Genomic DNA, 23202 nt, shown 5'->3' with positions numbered 1-23202 from the left:
AAAGCAGAACAATGAACATGAATAAGCAAAACACATTATCCCTTTCGATGACTTTATTATCCGCCGCCGTATTGTCGGCGTGTGCGTCGCAAAGCAAACCGGCGGCGACGGCCAAGCCCGTGCAGGCGCAAGCGGTTGCGACAACGGCTACGGCACTGCCGTCGCGCCGCGCCGACAGTGAAAGCAAAATCCTCTCCGATTACAGCCAATACCAAAGCGCTTTGAGCGCGGCCAAAAGTGGCGACGACTTTTTGCCGCAGCAGTTTCTGGCGCAAGCAGGTGACAGCGCGATGGCGGAAAACGTGCGCAACGAATGGCTCAAAAGCCTCGGTGCGCGCGGACAATGGACGCTATTTCAAAGCGAATACCGCAAGCTGGACGCCAAAGGTCGTGCGCAGGAAGTGGAATGCTATGCCGATTTGAATAGCGGCAATTACAGCAAGGCTGCCGATTTGGTGCGCGAAACCAAACGTCTGCCGACCGGCTGCACCAAATTGGTGGAAGCGGCGGCTGCCTCAGGCCGTCTGAATACGAATGACGCTTGGCGGCGCGTGCGCGGTTTGCTCTCCAACAGCCAAACCACCGACGCGCGTAATTTGGCGGCGGCCTTGGGCAGTCCGTTCGACGACGGCGGACAGGGTGCGCAGGAATACAGCTTGATTAGTGTGATTGGTAAAGATGCGCGCAAATCATCTTCTGCCGCCGCCACGCTGTCGGCGATGGAAGGTGGTCTGACCCGCGAACAGAGCAGCTTTGCGTGGGGCGTGTTGGGCTTGTCGCAGGCGCAAAGCCAACAAAATTTCAGCACGGCTTTGGATTATTTCGGCCGCGTATCCGACCGCAAGCAGCTGACTGATGAGCAGTTGGAATGGTATGCCCGTTCCGCTTTGCGTTTGCAGCGCTGGAGCGAATTAGCCGGTGTCATTAACGCCATGCCGGAAAAGTTGCAAAACGACTCGGCCTGGCTGTATTGGCTGGCACGCAGCTACGCCGCGCAAGGCCAAAATGCCCGTGTAAACGCTTTGTATGAAAAAGCCGCCGCCAGCGGTCGCAATTTCTATGCGGTGATGGCGACGGAAGAACTCGGCCGCCGTATCAATACCAAAAACACTGCCGCTGCGCCGAGCCGCCATGAAATCAACCATATGGCTAAAGACGGCGCGATTAACCGTTCGCTGGTGTTGTTTAAAAATAGCCAAAGCAGCGGTGACGGCAAAATGCGCAGTCAGGCGCAGTCGGAATGGCGCTTTGCCACACGCGGTTTTAACGACGAGCATTTGCTGACTGCCGCACAAGTGGCCTACGACAACCAGTTTTACGACATGGCGATTAACAGCGCCGACCGCACCGAAAACAAAATGAACTACAACCTGCGCTATCCGTCGCCGTATAAAGATTTGACCGTGCGCTATGCCGGTGAAGTCGGTATCGATCCGGCTTGGGTGTATGGTTTGATTCGTCAGGAAAGCCGCTTTGTGATGGGGGCGCAATCGAATGTCGGTGCGCAGGGCTTGATGCAGGTGATGCCCGCCACTGCCCGCGAAATCGCCGGTAAAATCGGCATGAGCAGCAGCGAACTTTACACCATGGACGGCAATATCCGCATGGGTACGTGGTATATGGCCGACGCCAAACGCCGTTTGCAGAATAACGAAGTGATGGCGACCGCCGGTTACAACGCCGGCCCCGGCCGCGCCCGCAACTGGCAGGCCGGTACGCCGCTGGAAGGTGCGATTTACGCCGAGACCATTCCGTTTACCGAAACACGCGATTACGTGAAAAAAGTCATGACCAACGCCACTTACTACGCCTCGCTGTTCAACGAGCCGAAAACTTCGCTGAAACAGCGCATGGGCACAGTGCCGGCGCGTTATTAATCCTTTATTCGAAATAAAGGCCGTCTGAAAATAATTTCAGACGGCCTTTTCTCATTTCAAATCAAGCAGATTAATTGCTGCCGACTTTGATTTTCTGCCACAGGTTTACGGTCAGTTTTTTCGCGTCTGCGCTCATTTGCGGCATGACGAAACCGTCTTTCATGTCCTGCGCGTTCGGGAAGATGGAGCGGGTAGCCACCAGCTTCGGATCCATTTTTTCGCGGGCGGGCAGGCTGGCCGGCGCGAAGGTGACGAAATTGCCGTTTTTGGCGGCGACATCGGGATCAAGGGTGTAGTTGATGTATTTGTGGGCATTGACCACGTTTTTCGCGTCAGCTGGAATCAACCAAGACTCAATCCAGAAACCCATGCCTTTCGGGGTCAACACTTCGATACCGACGTTGTTTTTTACTTCTTCGGAACGGGCTTTGGCCATATTCAAATCGCCGCCGTTGCCCGCAGCCAAGCACACATCGCCGCGCGCCAATTCGTCAATCACAGACGGACTGAAGCGTTTAACATCGGGGCGGATTTTTTGCAATACGTCTGCGGCGGCTTTGATGTCGTCTTTGTTGCTGCCTTTGGGATCTTTACCCAGGTAGTTCAAAACAATCGGGAACATTTCGCTCGGGGTATCCCACAGCGCGATACCGCAAGATTTCAGCTTGGAGGTGTATTCGGGTTTGAACAGCAAATCCCAGCCGTTTTCCGGCAGTTGGCCGCCCAGCAGCTCTTTACCCTTGGCGGTAATCGCCAGCGTGTTTACGCCGGAGAAATAGGGTACGGCGTATTCGTTGCTCGGATCGGCTGTTTCCAGCATTTTGAGAAGCTCGGGGTCGATGTTTTTGTAGTTCGGAATCAGGTTTTTATCAACTTTCTGATATGCGCCCGCTTCGATTTGGCGCGGTAGGAAGGCGATACCGGGCACGACCAAATCGTAGCCGGATTTGCCGGTCAGCATTTTGGCTTCCAGCGTTTCGTTGTTTTCATACAAATCGTAGGTCAGCTTCAGGTTGTTGGCTTTTTTGAAGTCTTCGACGGTGGATTCGTCAACGTAGTTGGACCAGTTGTAGATGTTGAGCGCGTCGGTTGCAGCGAGTTCGGTATTGGCAGCAGACGCGCCTTCGGCGGCTGCTTGAGGTTGGGCGGGTTTGTTGTCGCTGCCGCCGCAGGCTGCGAGTGACAAGGCGGCCAACACGGCTAATACGGATTTTTTCATACGGGTTGTTTTCCTGATGAAAGGGTTGTGGGAATTAGGGTCTGTTGGCATTTCATTACGCGGCATTTTTTCGGCAAAAAACGCGCCTGCTGCGTTACAAATACTCGCAAGGTGTTCAACCTTGCTGCGCTTTGTACCTTGCATCCGCGCTTTTTTATTCGAAAATCTGCTTCGCGAATGAATTGTCAACAGACCCTGAAAATTATTGCGCCGCAGCCCCAATCTACCCCGGCGCGGTGCAGCGGCTATTGTAATGTAAGTGCAATGAAAATCAAAGCAATATCAGCCAATCTGCCGGATAAGGCTTTCAGACGGCCTGTTGCCGTTGGCGGACATGGTTCGGTTATAGTGTGGTTTTTGCCGCATAAGCCGCTCAAAAACGGCGCTTTTCAGAGAAAGCACTTGCACATAAAAACATTTGTCTTTAAAATTGCGCGTTTACAGAATTTATTTTTCAGGAGATATCCACTATGGCAAACAGCGCACAAGCCCGCAAACGTGCCCGTCAGTCCGTTAAACAACGTGCCCACAACGCAAGCCTGCGTACCGCTTTCCGCACTGCGGTTAAAAAAGTACTGAAAGCCGTTGAAACCGGTGATAAAGCCGCTGCCCAAGCAGTTTACGCCGATTCGGTTAAAATCATCGACCGTATCGCTGACAAAGGTGTTTACCACAAAAACAAAGCTGCTCGTCATAAGAGCCGCCTGTCTGCCAAAGTTAAAGCCCTGGCTTAATTTTTGCAGCTGCCGCCAAGCGCGGCAAACCGTGCCGGTGTGCTTTGCGCCCGAGTAATGCCTTGCCCCTGACGGATACGCCGGTTTTCAGGGGTATTGCTGTATCTGCAACGGCTTCGGCCTGCGGTTCAGACGGCCAGCCTGATATTTTATGGTAAAAGCCGTCTGAAACCGTTGTTTGAAAAAGCCTATCTTATGATGACGTTGAAATATTACCTGGCTGCCGCTTCAACTGCTTTGGCGCTTACACCCTCCGTGTGGGCGGCGGATTCGTCTGCGCTGCAATGTACGCAGATTGAAGACAACGCCTTGCGTTTGGCTTGTTATGACAAAATTTATGCGGCGCAACTTCCGCCGCAAAAACCGCCGGTTGCTGTTGCTGATACGGCGGCGGAAAAAGCGCCTGTTGATTTGAAGGAAACGGTCAATACCAGTCTAGAAAACAAAGAAGCTACGATTGTTTTCGATAAAACCGACCTGCCTGTGCCGGAAGAAGTGCTGCGTGCGCAGGCCGAGGCTTATACGCCTTTAAGCCTGATGTATGATTTAGATCAGAATGACCGTCGCGGTATCCTGACCGTGCGCGAACACAACCCAATGTACCTGCTGCCTGCTTGGTACAACAGCAGTCCGAACTATTATCCTTTGTCGCCGACGCGCGGTACCACCAGCGAAGAAAAATACAGCGAGCAAAAACGCTTGGAAGCGAAAATGCAGATTTCGTTTAAAAGCAAAATCGCGGAAGATTTGTTTAAAAGCCGCGCCGATTTGTGGTTCGGCTATACGCAGAAATCCAACTGGCAGCTGTATAACCAAGGCCGCCGTTCTGCACCGTTCCGTAATACCGATTACGAGCCGGAAATTTTCCTGACCCAGCCGGTGAAATTGGATTTGCCGTGGGGTGGGAAACTGCGCATGTTGGGCGCCGGTTTTGTCCATCAGTCCAACGGCGAGAGCCGACCGGAATCGCGTTCGTGGAACCGCGTTTATGCGATGGCGGGCATGGAGTGGGGCAAGCTGACGGTGATTCCGCGCGTGTGGATGCGGGCGTTTGACTCCAGCGGCAGCGATGACGACAACCCCAATATCGAAGATTATCTGGGTTACGGCGATTTGAAGGTGCATTACCGTTTCAACGACAAGCAAAGCGTTTATTCGGTGTGGCGCTATAATCCGAAAACCGGTCACGGCTCGGTAGAAGCAGCCTATTCCTTCCCGATTAAAGGCAAGCTCAAAGGCGTGGTGCGCGGTTTCCACGGTTACGGCGAGAGCCTGATTGACTACAACCACAAGCAGACCGGTATCGGTATCGGCGTAATGTTCAACGATTGGGACGGGATTTAACCGGCTTTTCAGACGGCCTGTCTGCTGAAAAGGCCGTCTGAAAAGCAAGCAAGACATTTAAGAACCTGTATTCACAATCTTGATAGCGGCTTTTTATTGCCTAATCACACGCCTACCGCGTTGGACTTTTGCGCCAATCGTCCAGATTTGCATAAATATTGCCTTGTATTCGTATGATTATTCAACAAAAATCCATCTATTAATCTTATGAATACAGGTTCTAAAAACACTCGTTTCTTACCGCCCAAACGCGTATAATAACGCGTTTGGGCGGTGATATTTGGCAGAATGGGATAAAATGACGCAGCAGAAGCCCGAGGGCGGGAGAATTTCCAAAGCATTGAAAAAATACCTGATTACAGGTGTGCTGGTGTGGCTGCCGATTGCCGTAACCATTTGGGCAATCAGCTACATCATCACGGCCTCCGACCAGCTGATTAACCTGCTGCCGGCACACTGGCAGCCGAAGTATTTTTTGGGTTTCAACATTCCCGGCTTGGGCGTGATTGTCGCCATCGTCGCCTTGTTCATTACCGGCCTTTTTAGCGCCAATATGCTGGGCAAGCGGATTATCGCCATGTGGGACGGCCTGTTGGGGCGGATTCCGGTGGTCAAATCCATTTATTCCAGCGTGAAAAAAGTGTCCGAATCGTTGCTGTCCGACAGCAGCCGTTCGTTTAAAACGCCGGTATTGGTACCGTTTCCGCAGCCGGATATCTGGACACTGGCTTTTGTGTCCGGCCATATTCCCGAAGCTTTGCAGGAAGGCCTGCCCGAGGGTGAGGAATATGTGTCGGTATATGTGCCGACTACGCCTAACCCGACCGGCGGCTATTACATCATGGTGAAAAAAAGCGATGTGCGCGAGGTGGATATGAGCGTGGATGAAGCCTTGAAATACGTGATTTCGCTGGGCATGGTCATGCCGGACGAACATTCGCACCATGAAGCGCAAGCCTTGCTGCCAGAGCAGGCGGATAAAGCGGAACGTTGATTCCACCTGCTTCAGGCCGTCTGAAAACACATCTGTTGTGCGGCCAAGTTTCAGTATTCCCTCTAAAATTTTGTCAGGCTGTTCAGACGGCCTCGACGCTTTATTTTTATTTTAAATCAAACACAAGAAGGTAAATTTATGCGTACCAACTATTGCGGCCTGATTAGCGAGCAATATTTAGACCAAACCGTCACCGTCAAAGGCTGGGTACACCGCCGCCGCGACCACGGCGGGGTGATTTTCATCGACCTGCGCGACCGCGAAGGCATTGTCCAAGTCGTGATTGACCCTGATACCCAAGAAGCCTTTGAAACCGCCGATGCGGTGCGCAACGAATACGTTTTGAGCGTGACCGGCCGCGTACGCAACCGTCCGGAAGGTACGACCAACGATAAAATGGTGTCCGGCAAAATTGAGATTTTGGCTAAAGAAATCGAAGTGTTGAACACCGCCGCCACGCCGCCGTTCCAAATCGACGATGAAAACATCAGCGAAAACGTGCGCTTGACCAACCGCGTTATCGACCTGCGCCGCCCTGTGATGCAGAAAAACATGCGTCTGCGCTATCAAGTGGCGATGGGCGTGCGCCGCTATCTTGACGCGCAAGGCTTTATCGACATCGAAACGCCGATGTTGACCCGTTCGACCCCTGAAGGCGCGCGCGACTACCTCGTGCCCAGCCGCGTACACCCAGGCGAATTTTACGCGCTGCCGCAATCGCCGCAGCTCTTCAAGCAGCTTTTGATGGTAGCCGGTTTCGACCGCTATTACCAAATCACCAAATGCTTCCGCGACGAAGATTTGCGTGCCGACCGTCAGCCCGAATTTACCCAGATCGACTTGGAAACCTCGTTTTTGAATGAGGATGAAATCATGGATATCACCGAAGGCATGGCCAAGCAAGTGTTTAAAGACGCTTTGGGCGTGGATTTGGGCGATTTCCCGCGCATGCCGTATTCTGAAGCCATGTTCTACTACGGCTCGGACAAACCGGATATGCGTATCAACTTGAAATTCACCGAGCTGACCGACCTGATGAAAACGGAAGAATTCAAAGTCTTCCGTGGCGCGGCCGACATGAAAAACGGCCGCGTGGTGGCTTTGCGCGTGCCTGGCGGCGCGAAGCTTTCGCGTAAAGAAATCGACGAATACACCAAATTCGTCGGTATTTACGGCGCCAAAGGTCTGGCCTACATCAAAGTCAACGACGTAAGCAACCTGAGCAACGGCGAAGACAGCGGCCTGCAATCGCCGATTGTCAAATTCCTGTCTGAAAACGCCCTGAAAGAAATCATCGAGCGCACCGGTGCGCAAAACGGCGACATCATTTTCTTTGGCGCGGACAAAGCCAAAGTCGTCAATGAAGCCATCGGCGCATTGCGCATTAAAGTCGGCTTGGAACACGGCGCCGACAACGGCTACTTTATCGATGAATGGAAACCGCTGTGGGTCGTGGATTTCCCGATGTTCGAATACGACGACGAGGCAGACCGCTACACCGCCGTGCACCATCCGTTTACCGCGCCGAAAGAAGGTCATGAAGACCTGATGGAAAGTGATCCGGAAAACTGTATCGCCCGCGCTTACGACATGGTGTTGAACGGCTGGGAAATCGGCGGCGGCTCTATCCGTATCCATCGCGCCGATGTGCAGGAAAAAGTGTTTGCCGCGCTGAAAATCAGCCCGGAAGAGCAACAGGGAAAATTCGGCTTCTTGCTGGATAACCTGAAATTCGGTGCGCCGCCGCACGGCGGTTTGGCCTTCGGCCTGGATCGTTTGGTAACGCTGATGACCGGCGCCGAATCCATCCGCGACGTGATTGCCTTCCCGAAAACCCAACGCGCCCAATGTCTGCTGACCAACGCACCGAATGCGGTGGACGACAAACAATTGCGCGAGCTGGGCTTGCGCCTGCGCCAAAAACCGGCAGCGGAAAATAAAGAAGCGTAATTAAACGCATAGGCAAGGCCGTCTGAAAGGTGTGGAGGAATCTTGGATTTCGTTGCCATTCTTTTCAGACGGCCTTTTATATAGGTTCAAATCCATCTGAAAGCAAAGGGAGAAAAATGGTTACCCATACCGTCATTGTCAGCGACAGGGGACGCGACAACATCACTGTTTACACGCAAGAGCCAGCTTTTTTCGCCATCGCTGACCGCGAAGACATGAACGCCTTAAAACGCTTGGAAGAGGCCAACCGCGCAGGCATTTACATCCTGCTGGGCGACAATATCCGCTATGTCGGGCAAGCCTCGCGCAGTGTGTATGACCGTTTGCATACGCATGTGAAAGCACAGGATAAAACATGGTGGAACAAGGTGATTTTCTTTGGGCGCGAAGACGGCCATTTGGATAAATCGCAGACTGACTATTTGGAAAAGCTCTTGATTGAGCAGTTTGCGCAAACCGATTTGACATTGGACAATGCCAATATCGGCAACACTTCCTATATCGAAAAAACCAGTAAAATCAAGGCGTAGAATATCTGGGACATTGTGCGCGAGATGATGGAGGAAGTGGCGAATATCAATATTTTTGAGGGCAGCGTAACTGAATCGGAAACAGAAAATATTGTCGTGGCAGGGCAGGATAGCGGTAAAGTGGCGATTATACTGCCGAACGGTAAAAAAATATGGGGCGATAATTTTCGGGATAATCAGAAAAAGCTGTTTCAGTATTTGTTGTCCAACCAGGAATATCGAAGCCTGATAGAAGAATATATCGCTGACGGTAAAGCCACTTTCGGGCATTGCTTGGGTACAGAGCCGAATTATCTGCCAAACGGTCAGGCTTATACGGTAAAGCTAAAAGAAGGCGTATTTTTATTCGTGCATTACAGTACGGCAAACCGCCGCAAAGCCATCCAAAAATTTGCCGACAGCGTCGGCTTGAAATTGGATATTTTGTGGGACTGAAAAAGATGATACAGGCCGTCTGAAAAGGTGTGAAAACGAAATCCAAGATTTTGTATGCCTTTTCAGACGGCCTTTTTGCCGGAAAGCAGGTCTGCGTTATAATGGCGCAAACTTACCGATGAATGTACCCATGTCCAAACCGATTTATTTTATTGCCGATTTACACCTGAGCGAAGCGCAGCCCGAGTTGACGGCGTTGTTTTTGGATTTTATGCAGGGGCGGGCGTTGCAGGCGCAGGCGGTGTATATTTTGGGGGATTTGTTTGATTTTTGGGTCGGCGATGACGAAGAGTCCGCCTTGATTTCGGCGGTCAAGCAGGCGTTGCGTGGGGCTGCGGATAAGGGCGTGAAATGCTATTTTATCCACGGCAACCGTGATTTTTTGATTGGCAAACGCTTTGCGTGCGACAGCGGGGTGGTCTTGCTTCCAGAATATCAAGTCATTGATTTATTCGGGCAGAAAGCGTTAATTTGCCACGGCGATACGCTGTGTATTGATGACACGCGCTATCAAGCGTTCCGGCGTAAGGTGCAGCAAAAATGGCGGCAGAAATTATTTTTGCTGCTGCCGTTGGGAGTAAGGGTAAAAATCGCGCATAAAATCCGCAATATCAGCAGCCGGGGCAAGCAGACGATGGCGGCGCAGATTATGGATGTGAATCCGCAGTTTACTGCTGAAACGGTTAAGCGTTTCGGCGTGCCGCTGCTGATACATGGCCATACCCATCGGGAAAATATCCATCATGAGCCTGAGTTTACGCGGATTGTGTTGGGCGATTGGCGTCCGGACAGGGTATCTGTTTTGCGCTTTGATGAAAACGGATTCGGTTTCGAGCGCTAAAGTTTGAATGAATAAAAAATGCCGTCTGAACATACATTCAGACGGCATTTTTACTACTTATTTGTTTTTTACCGTTTTAGCGGCTTTTTTAATGGCCGTTTGGGTGGCTGTTTTGGCTTTGGCGGTTTCTTTGACCGCTTTTTTCTGTATGGTCACGGTTTTGCTGCCGACCGGCTTGCTGCTTTTAACCGTAGTGGGTTTGCTCGTTTGTTGTGGTGTCATTTTGCTGGCAGGCGGGGTTGTTTTGACCGAAGCAGCGGTGGATTGGGCGGGTTTGGTGCTTGCCGCTGTTGCCGTTTTTGCCGCTGCTGTCTTATCGGTGGCTTTGGCTGCGGGCGCCGATGTTTCGGCTTTGTTGCGGCTCACTTGCGCTGGTGCAACGCTTAGGCTGCCTAAAGCAGGGTAGGCTTGCTTGAGCGTGTTTAAATCTTCGGCGTTTTCCACATCCATCAAATACCATTTGCCGCTGTCTTTCAGCGCGACGAGGTGGCCGTTTACGGTTTCGATATGGCCGCTGATTTTATAGGTTTTGGTGGTCGGAATCACGACATAGTCGTGTTGGGTATTTTTACCTTCGGTTGCGCCGATAAAGCTGTAAGCGTAGCTTCAATCGGCGCGTTTTTCAGGGCGCCGGATTCAATATCCACCAGCATGTTGCGGGTATCGCTTTTGCTCATGCCTAAACTTTTGGCCGATTGCTTGATAACGGCAGGCGGCAGGGTCTGGCCGACCACATAGCTGCTGCCGCTTTTCAGACGGCCGATATAATGATCCAGCAAGGTGCGCAGTTGCTGCTCGTCTTCGGCGGGTACGGCGTGGGCGGCGGAAATGCTCAGGCAGCCGATAAGCAGCCAAAGTGCGGATTGTTTCAAGGTCATGACAGTTCCTTTTCTCGCTGTGGGGCGGTCATTATAAACTGCTTGGATGTTAAGTTGCGCCAAGCTTTTGGAGGCGATTGACGCTGTTTTGTCGGCAAAATAGATTAGCGGAACCAGCCGCGTACCTGCGCCAGCGTGCCGAAATTAATGCAGGCGTCGGCTTCGGCCTGCGTTTTCGGTTTGGCGCGGTAGGCCACGCCCACGCCGGCGGTGCGTATCATCGGGATGTCGTTGGCGCCGTCGCCCATCGCCAAGACCTGTTGCGGCTGCAAGCTCAGCTTTTCGCGGTATTGCACCAGCAAATCGGCTTTGGCCTGCGCGTCGATAATGCGCCCATTCAGACGGCCTGTCAGTTTGCCGTTTTCAATTTCCAAAATATTGGCGTATTGGTATTCAAAGCCCAAGCGCTGTTGCAGGCGTTCGGTAAAGAACGTAAAGCCGCTGGAGATTAGCATAAAGTGCACGCCGTATTTTTGGCATTCGTCCAACAAAAATTCCGCACCGGGCGAAAGCTGCAAAACATCGTCATACACTTCTTGCAACACGGCTTCATCCAGCCCCGCCAGCAAAGCCACGCGCTGGCGCAGCGACTGTTCAAAATCCAATTCGCCGCGCATGGACTGCTCGGTAATTTGCGCCACTTGCTCTTTCAAACCGACTCCCGCCGCGATTTCGTCCACGCATTCGATGGTAATCAGCGTGGAATCCATGTCGCTGACAATCAGCCCCAAATCGCTAAACGCCATATCCGGCAATACGGCAAAGTCGATTTCCTGCCGCATCAATTCGGCTTGGGCGGTAGCGGATAATTCAAAATCCGCCGTCACCGGGAAACGCAGGCTGTGGCCGTTGGCCGTCGGCGTAGGCAGCTTGAGCGCGGCCAGGGCGGAAAGGTCGCAGGACGGAAGGGCGGGGTGTTGCAAAACGAGAACGTGGGACATGGCACAGATTGGAAGAAATGAAAAATCGGATTATAGCGTGAAACGGGGAAAATCATAGCGGATTTTCAGGTATTATATTCTTTTAAAACGCAATTCAGGCCGTCTGAAAACCGTTTCAGACGGCCTTGGGTAAAGGATGAATATGATGGACGGTGTGATGGCTGTCGGCGCGGTTGTTATCGTCGGCGCAGTGTTGCTGGTGCGCAGCGGGCGGGTTGCGCAGGGGCGGCCAAGCCGGAAAAGGATGATGTGGTGGGCTCTGGTATTCGTTGGGCTTATTGCAGGGGCCTATATTTACGGTTTGCTCAAATAAGCGCGATTGGCTTTAAATCAATTCTTTCGTTTTCATAAAGGCATACAATAAGCAACGGAGCTTAACTTTATGCGGAGCAAGAAATGACTGCAAACACAATGCTGCAACACGGTAAATTAGGCATGGGCACGTGGTTTTTGGGCGAAAGGCCGTCTGAACGCGCTTCTGAAATCGCCGCCTTGCACTACGGCTTGGAACACGGCGTGTCCATTATCGACACGGCCGAGATGTATGGCGGCGGGCGTTCGGAAAGTTTGGTCGGCGAGGCCATGCGCCCGTTTGCGCGGGAAAATCTGTTTCTGATTTCCAAAGTGCTGCCGAGCAACGCCAACCGCCGCAACCTGGAGCGCAGCTTGGACGCTTCGCTTAAAGCCTTGCAAACCGATTATTTGGATATGTACCTCTACCATTGGCGCGGCGCAACGCCGCTGGAAGAGACTGTTGATATTCTGGAAACCATGCGCGAGAAGGGCAAAATCAAAGCATGGGGTGTGTCCAATTTCGATTTGGAGGACATGGAGGAATTGTGGGACATTCCCAATGGCGCAAACTGCCAAACCAATCAGGTGCTCTATCATCTCGGTTCGCGCGGGATTGAAGTGGTATTGAAACCGTGGCAGGACGCGCGCGGCGTGCCGACCATTGCCTATTGCCCGCTGGCGCAGGCCGGTTCGCTGCAACGCAATCTGCTGAACGCGCCTGCCGTCAAACAAGTAGCGGCCGAACTGGGCATCAGCGTGTATCAGGTATTGCTGTGTTTCACGTTGGCGCAAGAGAATATGGTATCCATTCCGCGCACCGGTAATCCGGCGCATATGAAAGAATTGGTGGATTGCTTGGACATCAGCTTGTCGGCAGAACAGTATGCCGCGCTGGATAAGGCTTTCCCCAAACCGCCACGGCGCGTGCCGCTGGATGTGGAATGAAAGGCTTAACTTCATTAAGATGAAAAAGGCCGTCTGAAAATCTTAAAATTTTCAGACGGCCTTTGCTTAGCTGCGGTATGGGCTTAGTCTTTCAAACGGAATTCCGCCGCGCGCGCGTGGGCGGTAAGCATTTCGCCGTGCGCCAGCGTGCTGGCGATTTTGCCCAGTTTTTGCGCGCCTGCTTCGGATACCTGAATCAGGCTGGAGCGTTTTTGGAAGTCGTACGTGCCCAAGGGCGATGAGAAGCGGGCGGTGCGGCTGGTCGGCAATACGTGGTTGGGGCCGGCGCAGTAGTCGCCGAGGCTTTCGCTGGTGTATTTGCCCATGAAAATCGCACCGGCGTGGCGGATTTTTTTCGCCCATTCCTGCGGGTTTTCAACCGACAATTCCAAGTGTTCCGGCGAAATATAGTTGCCGATTTCGCAGGCTTCGTCCAAGTCTTTGGCTAAGATAAACGCGCCACGGTTGCCCAAAGAGGCTTCGATAATGTCGCGGCGCGGCATTTCTTCAATCAGTTTTTCCTGCGCGGCTTTGACTTCGTCAAGGTACGCTTGCGAAGTGGCAATCAGGATGGCTTGGGCGATTTCGTCGTGTTCGGCTTGGCTGAACAAGTCCATCGCCACCCATTCGGCAGGGGTCGTGCCGTCGGCAATTACCAAAATTTCAGACGGCCCTGCCACCATGTCGATACCGACCACGCCGAACACGCGGCGTTTGGCGGCGGCCACAAACGCATTGCCCGGGCCGGTGATTTTATCCACCTGCGGCACGGTTTCCGTACCATAGGCCAGCGCAGCCACGGCTTGCGCCCCGCCGACGGTAAAGACTTTGGTCACGCCGGCCACATACGCCGCCGCCAACACGATGTCGTTGCGCTCGCCTTTCGGGGTCGGCACGACCATGATGATTTCTTTTACGCCGGCCACGTGCGCGGGCATGGCGTTCATAATCACCGAGCTGGGGTAGGCTGCTTTGCCGCCGGGGACATAAATGCCCACACGGTCGAGTGCGGTAATCTGCTGACCGAGCAGCGTGCCGTCTTCGTCTTCGTACGTCCAAGATTCCAATTTTTGGCGCTGGTGATAGCTTTCCACGCGCTCGGCCGAGGTTTTCAACGCGGCCTGCACATCGGCGGGCAGGCGCTCGAACGCAGCTTTCAAATCGTCTTGGCTCAAAACCAAATCGGTGATGGTTTGCGCGGAAGTACCGTCGAATTTGTTGGTGTATTCGATTAAGGCCGCGTCGCCGCGTTTTTGCACATCGGCGCAGATGTCGGCGACAATCTGATCGACTTTCGGGTCTTGCGCGGTTTCAAAGGCCAGCAGCGCTTTGAGTTCGTCTTGAAAATCAGGGGATTGGGTGTTGAGGTATTTCATGGGTTTACGCCTTGATTGCTTGTTTAATAAAGAAAATATCGAAAACGGAAATCTTGATGTTTCAGACGGCCTCGTCGGAAAAAACCATTTAGGCCGTCTGAAAGGTTTGCTTATGCGGTCAATACAAACGGATTATTCCGCCTGCACCACACCGGCAAACGCCTGAATAATCGGCTCAATCAGCGTATGCTTGGTTTTCAGCGCGGCTTTGTTGACCACGAGGCGGCTGGAAATGTCGATGATGTGTTCCACCGCTTCCAAATTATTGGCTTTGAGCGTGTTGCCGGTGGACACCAAATCGACGATGGCGTCGGACAGGCCGACCAGCGGCGCGAGTTCCATCGAGCCGTAGAGCTTGATCAAATCAACGTGTACGCCTTTGGCGGCAAAGTGTTCGGCGGCAATGCCCGGGTATTTGGTGGCAATGCGCAGGCGGCTGCCGGGCTGGGAAGCGGCGGCGTAGTCAAAACCTTTGCGCACGGCGACCATCATGCGGCATTTGGCGATTTGCAAATCTAAGGGCTGATACAGGCCGTCGCCGCCGTGCTCGATTAACACGTCTTTGCCCGCAATGCCGAAATCGGCCGCGCCGTATTGTACATAAGTGGGCACATCCGTGGCGCGCACAATCACCAAACGGATATTGGCATGGTTGGTGTCGATAATCAGCTTGCGCGATTTTTCCGGATCTTCGGCCGGGACAATGCCTGCTGCGGCCAAAAGCGGCAGGGTTTCTTCAAAAATGCGGCCTTTGGAGAGGGCGATGGTGAGTGCGGTGTCGGTCATTTTTCGTGTTGTTCCGTTGATGGGAAAAAATAGATGATTTTGTAAAGTGCAAAGGCCGTCTGAAAATCCGCAGGGTTTTCAGACAGCATGAGGATTAGGGCTGCAACAGGGTTTTAATATCGGCGGCGATGGTGTCCGGATTGCTGCCGTAGGGCGAGAAAATAGCCACTTCGCCGTTTTTGTCAATCAGATAGGCGCCGGAAGAGTGATCGACCAAATAATTTTCCGCATCTTCTTTTTGGCCGACTTTGGCAGATACCACGCGGTATTGCTGTTTGATTACAGACAAATCCTGACCCTCGGTAGCGGTCAGACCGATAAAATCGGGGTTGAACTGTTTGGCGTATTTGCCGATAACGTCCGGCGTATCGCGCTCGGAATCGACGCTGACAAACACTACTTTGACATCCTTGGCCTGATCGCCCAGCTGTTTGAGCACATCGCTATACGTGAGCAACTCGGTAGGGCAGACGTCGGGGCAGTGGGTGTAGCCGAACGACAAAACCACCACTTTACCTTTCAAATCGCTTAATTTGAACGCTTTACCATCGCCGTCGGTCAGCGTGAAATCGCCGCCGATGTCTTCTTTACGCATATCCGTGCCGTTGAGCGGGGCGGTGGTTTGTGCGGCAGACGACGTTTGCGCCGTTGGCGCGGAGGCCGCTGTTTTGTCTGCCGCAGTATCGGTCTTGGGCTGGCAGGCGCTTAACACGGCCAGCGTGGTGGCGGCAAGCAGGAAAGTAGGAATGGCTGTGCGCATAAACGGCTCCGTGATGAATGGTGTCGGTATGTAAAACAGAATGTGTCTATCTTAACGCTTTTGCCGTCTGAAATGTAGTAGTTTTTCACGCCAAACCGCCAAAATTTGATATGTCGCAGCCGTGGGTGCGGATAATACGCAGGTGGTGGCTGGAAATCGCCAGATAATTTTTTGAAGAATCAAAAGGCTGAAATAAAAATACAGATAGACAGGCAAAAAGGCTTTACAAAATTCGGAAAACGGCTATAATGGCGACTTCTTCACCTGCCCAGGTGGCGAAATTGGTAGACGCAGGGGACTCAAAATCCCCCGCCGCAAGGTGTGTCGGTTCGAGTCCGACCCTGGGCACCAAATTTTAAAAAGCTGCTTGATGATTCAAGCAGTTTTTTTCATTATCATCTCTTGTTTATGTCTGTTTGTACGCCGGCATTGAGAAAGGCCGTCTGAAAGTATGTTGCCGCATGACTTCAGACGGCCTTTTGTCTGGATACGGGGCAAACTTGCCCATGACGGCCTGTTGCAGAAGGGGCGCATTATTTGTGCCGACAGTTGAATGCAGTTAAGATTTATTTGATGGAAATCAACGGGTAGGATTATTTCTTCAAGATAATGTTAAAAGATGAAAGTTTTTGTCTTGCTTGAAAAGGCAGTTTGCGTTATTGTGGGAACTCTTCATTTCCATAAACTCTGAGCCTTGTTCCAACTGCTCGGGTTGTTGGGCTGTTACCGTGTTCCCCCAAAGCGCGTACCTTAAACCGTTGCTTGGCGGACTTGCATTACAGGTGCTGTGGTAAGGCCGGCTGCCCCTCTTGGTTCGACGCCGTAAAAAAGAGGTTGTTATGCAATTATCAGGCGCACAAATCGTTGTGCAAAGTCTCAAGGCTGAAGGCGTTGAATACGTTTTCGGCTATCCGGGCGGCGCGGTTCTCGAAATCTACGACGCCATTTTTCAGCTCAATAAATTCAAGCATATCCTGACCCGCCACGAGCAGGCTGCCGTTCATGCGGCCGATGCCTACGCGCGTACCAGCGGTAAAGTCGGCGTGGCTTTGGTAACTTCCGGCCCGGGCGCGACCAATGCGCTGACCGGTATTGCCACGGCTTATTCCGACTCGATTCCGCTGGTGGTGATTAGCGGTCAGGTAGCGAAGCCGTCCATCGGTACGGATGCATTCCAAGAAGTCGATACGGTGGGTATTTCCCGTCCGTGTGTGAAACACAATTTCTTGGTTACCGATGTCAACGAGCTGGCCAATACCTTGAAAAAAGCCTTCCAAATCGCAGCCAGCGGCCGTCCGGGTCCGGTGGTGGTGGACATCCCGAAAGATGTAACCCAAGCGATGGCGAAATTCAGCTATCCGCAGGAAGATATTTTCATCCGCTCATACCAGCCGGTGGTGCAAGGCCACACCGGGCAGATTAAAAAAGCGGTACAGATGTTTGCTTCTGCCAAGCGCCCGATTGTGTATTTCGGCGGCGGTATCGTCTTGGGTAATGCCTCCCAAGCGCTGATTGATTTCGTCCGTCTGACCGGCGCACCGTGTACCGGTACGCTGATGGGCTTGGGTGCGTATCCGTCCGGCGACAAGCAATATTTAGGTATGCTGGGCATGCACGGTACTTACGAAGCCAACGTAGCCATGCAAAATGCCGATGTGGTGCTGGCTGTGGGGGCGCGCTTTGACGACCGCGTGGTGTCCGTACCGTCCAAATTCTTGGAAAAACCGAAAAAAATCATTCATGTCGATGTGGATCCGTCCAGCATTGCCAAGCGCGTGCGTGTGGATGTACCGATTGTCGGCGACGTGAAAAACGTGTTGTCGGAAATGATTGCCTTGTGCGAAAAACAAGACAGCGTGCCGAACCGCGAATCTTTGGACAAATGGTGGAAAACCATCGACGCATGGCGCAGCCGCGACTGCTTGTGGTTTGACAACAGTAGCGAAGATGTGATTAAACCGCAGTTTGTGGTGCAAAAACTGGCCGAGGTAACCAATAATTCCGCCATCATCACTTCCGATGTCGGCCAACACCAGATGTTTACCGCGCAATATTACCCGTTTGAACGCCCGCGCCAATGGTTGAATTCCGGCGGTTTGGGTACAATGGGTGTCGGCTTGCCGTATGCGATGGGCGCGAAACTGGCTGCGCCCGAGCAAGATGTTTTCTGTATCACCGGCGAAGGTTCGATTCAGATGAACATCCAAGAACTGTCCACCTGTTTCCAATACCATATTCCGGTAACGGTTGTGACCTTGAATAACGGCTACTTGGGCATGGTGCGCCAATGGCAGGAGCTGTATTACGGTAACCGCGAATCGGAAACTTATTTTGATTCCTTGCCGGACTTTGTCAAACTGGCGGAGGCCTACGGTCATGTGGGCATGCGCGTTACCAAGCCGTCTGAAGTGGAAGGCGCGTTGCGCGAGGCTTTGAAACACAACCGCGAAGGCCGCTTGGTATTCATTGATTTCATTACCGATAAAAAACAAAACGTGTTCCCGATGGTCGGCAACGGCAAGGGTTTGGACGAAATGGTCTTGCCCGCGCACATGCGTGAAACCAAAGCCGACAGCGATGTCAATGATGTTAACGACCGCGATTACGACACAAGGAGCGTGCCATGAGAAGGATTTTATCGGTTCTGATTGAAAACGAATCAGGTGCAATGAGCCGCGTGGTCGGTCTGTTTTCCGCACGCGCCTACAATATCGACTCTTTGTCGGTATCGGCTACGGAAGACAAAACCCTGTCGCGTATGACCATCGTTACCCACGGCGACGAAACCGTTATCGAGCAAATCACCAAGCAGCTCAATAAGCTGGTAGAAGTGATTAAAGTGGTGGATTTGAACGAGAGCCGCTTTGTCGAACGTGAGCTGATGTTGGTAAAATTACGCGCCGTCGGCAAAGACCGCGACGAGTTTATGCGCTTGGCTGAAATCTACCGTGGCAGCGTGGTGGATGTTACCGACCGCAGCTATACCATTGAAATCACTGGTTCGACCGAAAAACTGGATTCGTTCCTTGAAACCGTCGGCCGCGCCGTGATTTTGGAAACCGTGCGCACAGGCGCAGCCGGTATCGGCCGCGGCGAGCGTATCTTGAAAATTTAATGCCGCACACTTTCAGACGGCCTTTGGGAATAAATTATTGAGGCCGTCTGAAAATCCATACGGTAGGAGAGATTCGATGTCAAACATTAAAATTGTCGCATTAATTACCGTTAAACCCGAATACCGCGAAACATTGGCGGCGCAATTCAAAGAATTGGTAAAGGCCAGCCGCGCGGAAGAGGGCAACATCAGCTATGATTTGCACCAGGAAACCGGTAATCCCGATCGTTTCATCTTTGTAGAAAATTGGAAATCGCAGGCAGCGGTAGATGCGCATAACGCCAGCGCCCATTTCCAAGCTTTTGCGAAAGCGATTGACGGCACCACCGACAAAGTAGAAATCGTTTTGATGGACGAAGTCTCCATTTGATTTAATCAGTCCTATTTATTCAGTGTTTATTGACACACCAAACCTATTTTAAGGAAAAAATATGCAAGTTTATTACGATAAAGACGCCGACCTGTCATTGATTAAAGGCAAAACCGTTGCCATCATCGGTTACGGTTCTCAAGGCCACGCCCATGCTGCAAACCTGAAAGATTCAGGCGTAAACGTGGTTATCGGTCTGCGTCAGGGCGGTTCTTGGAACAAAGCCGTGGCTGCCGGTCACGACGTGCGCAGCGTGGCAGAAGCCACCAAAGCCGCCGATGTGGTAATGATTCTGCTGCCGGATGAAAACCAACCGCTGGTGTACAAAAACGAAATCCAACCGAACCTGAAAGACGGCGCGGCTTTGGCTTTCGCCCACGGTTTCAACATCCACTACAACCAAATCGTGCCGCCGTCTAATGTTGACGTGATTATGATTGCGCCTAAAGGCCCGGGTCACACCGTTCGCAGCGAATTCTTGAAAGGCGGCGGCGTACCTTCTCTGATTGCCGTTTACCAAGACAATTCCGGTAAAGCCAAAGACATCGCCTTGTCTTACGCTGCGGCCAATGGCGGCACCAAAGGCGGCGTGATTGAAACCAATTTCCGCGAAGAAACCGAAACCGACTTGTTCGGCGAACAAGCCGTATTGTGCGGCGGTGTGGTTGAGCTGATTAAAACCGGCTTTGAAACCCTGACAGAAGCCGGCTATGCGCCTGAAATGGCTTATTTTGAATGTCTGCACGAAATGAAATTGATTGTTGACCTGATTTATGAAGGCGGTATTGCCAACATGAACTACTCAATCTCCAACAATGCTGAATACGGTGAGTATGTGACCGGTGTTGAAGTCATCAACAGCCAATCTCGCGAAGCCATGCGCAATGCGTTGAAACGCATTCAAACCGGCGAATACGCCAAAATGTTCATCCAAGAAGGTGCGGTGAACTACGCCAGCATGACTGCCCGTCGCCGTCTGACTGCCGATCATCAAATCGAAAAAGTCGGCGCCCAACTGCGCAGCATGATGCCTTGGATTGCCAAAAACAAATTGGTTGACCAAGACAAAAACTAATCGGGTTTTATCCGTTTGGATTGAAGCAAAGCCTGCCGTTATTGGCAGGCTTTTTTGTTGCTTTATGCGGGAGGAAGGTGGTGGAGACCGTCTGAAATGTTTACTTGAAAGGGCAGGAGATATTTTTCAGACGGCCTTAACAATGGAAGAACACATTTTGATGAATCTAATTTATTTCAATAAACCCGATATAGATAAATCATAAAAACGATTATCCGCAGGATAACCATAGTGTAAATTTATAAACACCTAATCCTAAAGAACTACATGACGAATATAAAAAATTTTAAATTTTGTTAATTTGATTTTAATCAAATAATCCACAATAAATGATTCATATAATATAGATGTTTTGAGTATTGATGAAAACGGAATCATCATGTCCGGTATCGAGTGTAGGCGAGCAGGGAAACAGATATTCCTGCAATGGGCTGTTGCCGTTGTGATGGCAATGGTTTTGCTGTTGTCGAGCTTTTCGGCGCAGGCCGAGCGATTGCCCGAGTTTTTGGGTAAAATTCAGCCGTCTGAAATTTTCCCGACGGCCACGCGCTACGGCAAGCTGGAGGGCAAACCGATGGTGGCGCGGGTCTATAAGGGCGACGAGCAGCTGGGTTTGGTCTATATCACCAGCGATGTCGTCAGCACACGCGGCTATTCGAGCAAACCGATTGATACCATGGTGGCGCTGGCCAACGACGGCACCGTCGCCGGCGCCAAATTGGTGGCGCACAACGAGCCGATTGTGTTAATCGGCATTCCGCAATCACGCGTGGATAAATTTATCCAAAACTATGTCGGACTGAATTTTTTAAAAGACCCGCCCAAGCCGGGTGTTGCGCCGGCAGACATCATCAGCGGCGCAACCGTCACGCTGATGGTGATTAACGACAGCATGCAGCGTTCGGTCAAAGCCGTTGCCTACCAATACGGATTGGGTACGGCGCAAGCCACTGCTGCTGCGGATAATGCTGTTGCAGCTTCCGCACCGGCAGCCGAGCCGCAAGCGCAAACCCGTCCGCGCCGCGCTGTCAATATGGAAAAACAAGACATCCAATCTTGGGATGTTTTGTTGGAACAAAAAGCCGTCGCCAAGCTGCACCTGACGGTGGACGATGTCAACAAGCTGTTTGCGCAAAACGGCAAAGAAGGTTCGGCGGAGCATGAAGAAAAAGGGCCGGGCGACGATACTTTTATCGATATGTACGTGGCGTTGGTCAGTCAGCCTTCCATCGGCAAAAGTCTGCTGGGCGATGCCGGTTGGGAAAACCTGCAACGCCGTCTGAAACCTGGCCAGCAGGCGGTATTGGTAGCAGGCGAAGGCCGCTATTCTTGGAAAGGTTCGGGTTATGTGCGCGGCGGGATTTTCGACCGTATCGAGATGATTCAGGGCGAAACCACCTTCCGCTTTACCGACGCGCAGCATGAACGCGTGTTGGCGCTGGCGGCAGAGGGCGCGCCCGCATTTAAAGAAGTGTCTTGGTTTACGATTCCCGAAGACGTGAAATTCGACGCGGCCGAGCCGTGGCGCATTCAATTAATGATTCAGCGCGTGTTGAGCGTGAACGACAAGGCTTTTGTAACCGCCGATTTGGATTATGAGCTGCCGCAGGGCTATTACGTTGATGACCCGAAAGCCGAGCCGGTCAGTATTGCCGCGCCGGTAGCCATGCCGTCTGAAAATGTTCAGACGGCCGCGCAAACCGCCGGTATTGCTGACGCCGCCAGCGACAGCAGCGCGTCCAACCAATTATGGAAACAGGTATGGCAGGCCAAACAGGGGCAGATTATCGTGGTCGGCATTGCCTTGGCCGTATTGCTGCTGGTATTCCTGTTTCAAGACTGGATAACGCGCCATGAAAAAGCATATGACCGTTTCCGCCTGTGTTTCCTCACTTTTACCCTGTTTTATATCGGCTTTTATGCGCAGGCGCAGTTGTCGGTGGTGAACACGCTGACGCTGTTTTCCGCCATTCTGACTGATTTTCATTGGGAATTTTTCCTGATGGATCCGCTGGTGTTTATCCTGTGGCTGTTTACCGCCGCCACCATGTTGCTGTGGAACAGGGGGACGTTCTGCGGCTGGTTGTGTCCGTTTGGTGCCTTGCAGGAATTGAGCAACCGTATTGCCAAAAAATTGGGCGTGAAACAGATTACCGTGCCGCATTTGCTGCATACACGGTTGAGCGCAATTAAATATGTAATTTTCTTCGGCCTGCTGGCGGTGTCGCTGTATGACTTGGGGTTGGCGGAGCATTTTGCCGAAATCGAGCCGTTTAAAACCGCGATTATTTTGAAATTCGTGCGCGAATGGTGGTTTGTGTTGTTTGCCGTGGCGTTACTGGGCGCGGGTTTGTTTATCGAACGCTTTTTCTGCCGCTATCTGTGTCCGCTCGGCGCAGCGGTGGCGATTCCGGGGCGTTTGCGCATTTTCGACTGGCTACGCCGTTACAAAATGTGCGGCAATCCGTGTCAGATTTGTACCCACGAATGCCCGGTGCAGGCGATTGCGCCCGAAGGCGACATTCATCCGAACGAATGTATCCAATGCCTGCACTGTCAGGTAATGTACCACCATACCGCCCGTTGTCCGCAAGTGGTGGCAACGAACAAGAAAAAACAAAAACAGGCCGCAGCCAAAGCCGAAGCGGATGCACAGGCCGCACCGCAGGAGCAGGTGGTGCATTTTGTGAAGTCCGCCAAGCGGATTGCCGTTGAAAAATAGATTTTTTATCCCACGG

The 23202-nt window shown here is 52.2% G+C and carries 22 protein-coding genes and 1 tRNA gene; 16 read left to right on the top strand and 7 right to left on the bottom strand.

The window, feature by feature from the left end:
- Positions 1-17: 17 nt before the first annotated feature.
- Complete coding sequence (locus J2T37_RS03470) at positions 18-1877, top strand: lytic transglycosylase domain-containing protein (RefSeq protein WP_253353802.1); 1860 nt, start codon at positions 18-20, stop codon at positions 1875-1877.
- A gap of 70 nt (positions 1878-1947) precedes the next feature.
- Here J2T37_RS03470 and J2T37_RS03465 read toward each other — a convergent pair whose 3' ends face one another.
- Positions 1948-3096 (bottom strand): extracellular solute-binding protein, encoded by a 1149-nt coding sequence (locus J2T37_RS03465; protein WP_253353801.1) that lies wholly within the window; start codon positions 3094-3096, stop codon positions 1948-1950.
- Between the two features lie 470 nt (positions 3097-3566).
- Between J2T37_RS03465 and rpsT the strand changes: the two genes are divergently transcribed.
- From rpsT to lpxH, 7 genes are all read left to right on the top strand, one after another.
- Positions 3567-3830, top strand: coding sequence for a 30S ribosomal protein S20 (rpsT, locus tag J2T37_RS03460; protein ID WP_253353800.1), 264 nt, complete (start codon positions 3567-3569; stop codon positions 3828-3830).
- Between the two features lie 195 nt (positions 3831-4025).
- Positions 4026-5174 (top strand): phospholipase A, encoded by a 1149-nt coding sequence (locus J2T37_RS03455; RefSeq protein WP_253353799.1) that lies wholly within the window; start codon positions 4026-4028, stop codon positions 5172-5174.
- 298 nt (positions 5175-5472) lie between these two features.
- The gene (locus tag J2T37_RS03450; RefSeq protein WP_253353798.1) at positions 5473-6168 is read left to right on the top strand and encodes a DUF502 domain-containing protein; all 696 of its coding nucleotides are present in this window, start codon (positions 5473-5475) and stop codon (positions 6166-6168) included.
- Positions 6169-6306: 138 nt separating this feature from the next.
- Complete coding sequence (aspS, locus tag J2T37_RS03445) at positions 6307-8118, top strand: aspartate--tRNA ligase (RefSeq protein ID WP_253353797.1); 1812 nt, start codon at positions 6307-6309, stop codon at positions 8116-8118.
- A gap of 116 nt (positions 8119-8234) precedes the next feature.
- The gene (locus tag J2T37_RS03440) at positions 8235-8648 is read left to right on the top strand and encodes a GIY-YIG nuclease family protein (protein WP_253353796.1); all 414 of its coding nucleotides are present in this window, start codon (positions 8235-8237) and stop codon (positions 8646-8648) included.
- Between the two features lie 15 nt (positions 8649-8663).
- The gene (locus J2T37_RS03435; RefSeq protein ID WP_253353795.1) at positions 8664-9083 is read left to right on the top strand and encodes a hypothetical protein; all 420 of its coding nucleotides are present in this window, start codon (positions 8664-8666) and stop codon (positions 9081-9083) included.
- Between the two features lie 130 nt (positions 9084-9213).
- Entirely contained in the window at positions 9214-9924 is a 711-nt protein-coding gene (gene lpxH, locus J2T37_RS03430) for a UDP-2,3-diacylglucosamine diphosphatase (protein WP_253353794.1), read from the top strand.
- Between the two features lie 57 nt (positions 9925-9981).
- Here lpxH and J2T37_RS03425 read toward each other — a convergent pair whose 3' ends face one another.
- The 3 genes from J2T37_RS03425 to serB form a co-directional block, all read right to left on the bottom strand.
- Positions 9982-10470: a hypothetical protein gene (locus J2T37_RS03425; RefSeq protein WP_253353793.1), complete on the bottom strand. Its 489-nt coding sequence runs from the start codon at positions 10468-10470 to the stop codon at positions 9982-9984.
- Positions 10467-10802 carry a hypothetical protein gene (locus J2T37_RS03420; RefSeq protein ID WP_253353792.1) on the bottom strand — a complete coding sequence of 112 codons (336 nt, stop codon included), beginning with the start codon at positions 10800-10802 and terminating at the stop codon, positions 10467-10469. The genes J2T37_RS03425 and J2T37_RS03420 overlap by 4 nt, the downstream gene beginning before the upstream one ends.
- Before the next feature lie 104 nt (positions 10803-10906).
- A complete protein-coding gene (gene serB / locus J2T37_RS03415) occupies positions 10907-11743 on the bottom strand; it encodes a phosphoserine phosphatase SerB (protein ID WP_253353791.1) in 837 nt (278 codons plus the stop codon).
- A gap of 142 nt (positions 11744-11885) precedes the next feature.
- Between serB and J2T37_RS03410 the strand changes: the two genes are divergently transcribed.
- Together J2T37_RS03410 and J2T37_RS03405 are read left to right on the top strand one after the other, a co-directional pair.
- Entirely contained in the window at positions 11886-12056 is a 171-nt protein-coding gene (locus J2T37_RS03410; RefSeq protein WP_253353790.1) for a hypothetical protein, read from the top strand.
- Between the two features lie 83 nt (positions 12057-12139).
- Entirely contained in the window at positions 12140-12982 is an 843-nt protein-coding gene (locus J2T37_RS03405) for an aldo/keto reductase (RefSeq protein WP_253353789.1), read from the top strand.
- 83 nt (positions 12983-13065) lie between these two features.
- On the opposite strand, the gene hisD is transcribed toward J2T37_RS03405, so the two are convergent.
- The 3 genes from hisD to J2T37_RS03390 all read right to left on the bottom strand — a co-directional run bounded on the left by hisD (position 13066) and on the right by J2T37_RS03390 (position 15904).
- Positions 13066-14358: a histidinol dehydrogenase gene (gene hisD, locus J2T37_RS03400; RefSeq protein ID WP_253353788.1), complete on the bottom strand. Its 1293-nt coding sequence runs from the start codon at positions 14356-14358 to the stop codon at positions 13066-13068.
- Positions 14359-14490: 132 nt separating this feature from the next.
- Positions 14491-15144, bottom strand: coding sequence for an ATP phosphoribosyltransferase (gene hisG / locus J2T37_RS03395; protein ID WP_253353787.1), 654 nt, complete (start codon positions 15142-15144; stop codon positions 14491-14493).
- A gap of 94 nt (positions 15145-15238) precedes the next feature.
- Positions 15239-15904, bottom strand: a complete 666-nt coding sequence (locus J2T37_RS03390) for an SCO family protein (RefSeq protein ID WP_253353786.1) — start codon at positions 15902-15904, stop codon at positions 15239-15241.
- 266 nt (positions 15905-16170) lie between these two features.
- Between J2T37_RS03390 and J2T37_RS03385 the strand changes: the two genes are divergently transcribed.
- The 6 genes from J2T37_RS03385 (at position 16171) to J2T37_RS03360 (ending at position 23186) form a co-directional block, all read left to right on the top strand.
- Positions 16171-16255 (top strand) — tRNA-Leu (locus J2T37_RS03385).
- Positions 16256-16743: 488 nt separating this feature from the next.
- Positions 16744-18531 (top strand): biosynthetic-type acetolactate synthase large subunit, encoded by a 1788-nt coding sequence (gene ilvB, locus J2T37_RS03380; RefSeq protein WP_253353785.1) that lies wholly within the window; start codon positions 16744-16746, stop codon positions 18529-18531.
- Positions 18528-19019 (top strand): acetolactate synthase small subunit, encoded by a 492-nt coding sequence (gene ilvN, locus J2T37_RS03375; RefSeq protein WP_253353784.1) that lies wholly within the window; start codon positions 18528-18530, stop codon positions 19017-19019. The genes ilvB and ilvN overlap by 4 nt, the downstream gene beginning before the upstream one ends.
- A 76-nt stretch (positions 19020-19095) precedes the next feature.
- Entirely contained in the window at positions 19096-19389 is a 294-nt protein-coding gene (locus J2T37_RS03370; protein WP_253353783.1) for a putative quinol monooxygenase, read from the top strand.
- 61 nt (positions 19390-19450) lie between these two features.
- On the top strand, positions 19451-20464 hold the full coding sequence (gene ilvC, locus J2T37_RS03365) for a ketol-acid reductoisomerase (RefSeq protein WP_253353782.1): 1014 nt from the start codon (positions 19451-19453) through the stop codon (positions 20462-20464).
- 445 nt (positions 20465-20909) lie between these two features.
- The gene (locus J2T37_RS03360; protein ID WP_253353842.1) at positions 20910-23186 is read left to right on the top strand and encodes a NosR/NirI family protein; all 2277 of its coding nucleotides are present in this window, start codon (positions 20910-20912) and stop codon (positions 23184-23186) included.
- Positions 23187-23202 lie beyond the last annotated feature (16 nt).

Source organism: Neisseria perflava, from assembly GCF_024170405.1.
Classification (GTDB): Bacteria; Pseudomonadota; Gammaproteobacteria; order Burkholderiales; family Neisseriaceae; genus Neisseria; species Neisseria perflava_B.
The sequence above is the reverse complement of the archived record's forward strand: the minus strand, read 5'-3'. Positions and strand labels throughout refer to the sequence as shown.

Bases quoted from the DNA above. Each gene is read 5' to 3' on its own strand.
- J2T37_RS03440 (WP_253353796.1), top strand. From the start codon at position 8,235: ATGGTTACCCATACCGTCATTGTCAGCGACAGGGGACGCGACAACATC.
- J2T37_RS03420 (WP_253353792.1), bottom strand. From the start codon at position 10,802: ATGACCTTGAAACAATCCGCACTTTGGCTGCTTATCGGCTGCCTGAGC.
- J2T37_RS03470 (WP_253353802.1), top strand. From the start codon at position 18: ATGAATAAGCAAAACACATTATCCCTTTCGATGACTTTATTATCCGCC.
- aspS (WP_253353797.1), top strand. From the start codon at position 6,307: ATGCGTACCAACTATTGCGGCCTGATTAGCGAGCAATATTTAGACCAA.
- J2T37_RS03465 (WP_253353801.1), bottom strand. From the start codon at position 3,096: ATGAAAAAATCCGTATTAGCCGTGTTGGCCGCCTTGTCACTCGCAGCC.
- J2T37_RS03390 (WP_253353786.1), bottom strand. From the start codon at position 15,904: ATGCGCACAGCCATTCCTACTTTCCTGCTTGCCGCCACCACGCTGGCC.
- J2T37_RS03455 (WP_253353799.1), top strand. From the start codon at position 4,026: ATGATGACGTTGAAATATTACCTGGCTGCCGCTTCAACTGCTTTGGCG.
- ilvN (WP_253353784.1), top strand. From the start codon at position 18,528: ATGAGAAGGATTTTATCGGTTCTGATTGAAAACGAATCAGGTGCAATG.
- J2T37_RS03450 (WP_253353798.1), top strand. From the start codon at position 5,473: ATGACGCAGCAGAAGCCCGAGGGCGGGAGAATTTCCAAAGCATTGAAA.
- lpxH (WP_253353794.1), top strand. From the start codon at position 9,214: ATGTCCAAACCGATTTATTTTATTGCCGATTTACACCTGAGCGAAGCG.
- J2T37_RS03410 (WP_253353790.1), top strand. From the start codon at position 11,886: ATGATGGACGGTGTGATGGCTGTCGGCGCGGTTGTTATCGTCGGCGCA.
- serB (WP_253353791.1), bottom strand. From the start codon at position 11,743: ATGTCCCACGTTCTCGTTTTGCAACACCCCGCCCTTCCGTCCTGCGAC.
- hisD (WP_253353788.1), bottom strand. From the start codon at position 14,358: ATGAAATACCTCAACACCCAATCCCCTGATTTTCAAGACGAACTCAAA.
- ilvC (WP_253353782.1), top strand. From the start codon at position 19,451: ATGCAAGTTTATTACGATAAAGACGCCGACCTGTCATTGATTAAAGGC.
- J2T37_RS03405 (WP_253353789.1), top strand. From the start codon at position 12,140: ATGACTGCAAACACAATGCTGCAACACGGTAAATTAGGCATGGGCACG.
- rpsT (WP_253353800.1), top strand. From the start codon at position 3,567: ATGGCAAACAGCGCACAAGCCCGCAAACGTGCCCGTCAGTCCGTTAAA.
- J2T37_RS03360 (WP_253353842.1), top strand. From the start codon at position 20,910: ATGGCAATGGTTTTGCTGTTGTCGAGCTTTTCGGCGCAGGCCGAGCGA.
- hisG (WP_253353787.1), bottom strand. From the start codon at position 15,144: ATGACCGACACCGCACTCACCATCGCCCTCTCCAAAGGCCGCATTTTT.
- ilvB (WP_253353785.1), top strand. From the start codon at position 16,744: ATGCAATTATCAGGCGCACAAATCGTTGTGCAAAGTCTCAAGGCTGAA.
- J2T37_RS03370 (WP_253353783.1), top strand. From the start codon at position 19,096: ATGTCAAACATTAAAATTGTCGCATTAATTACCGTTAAACCCGAATAC.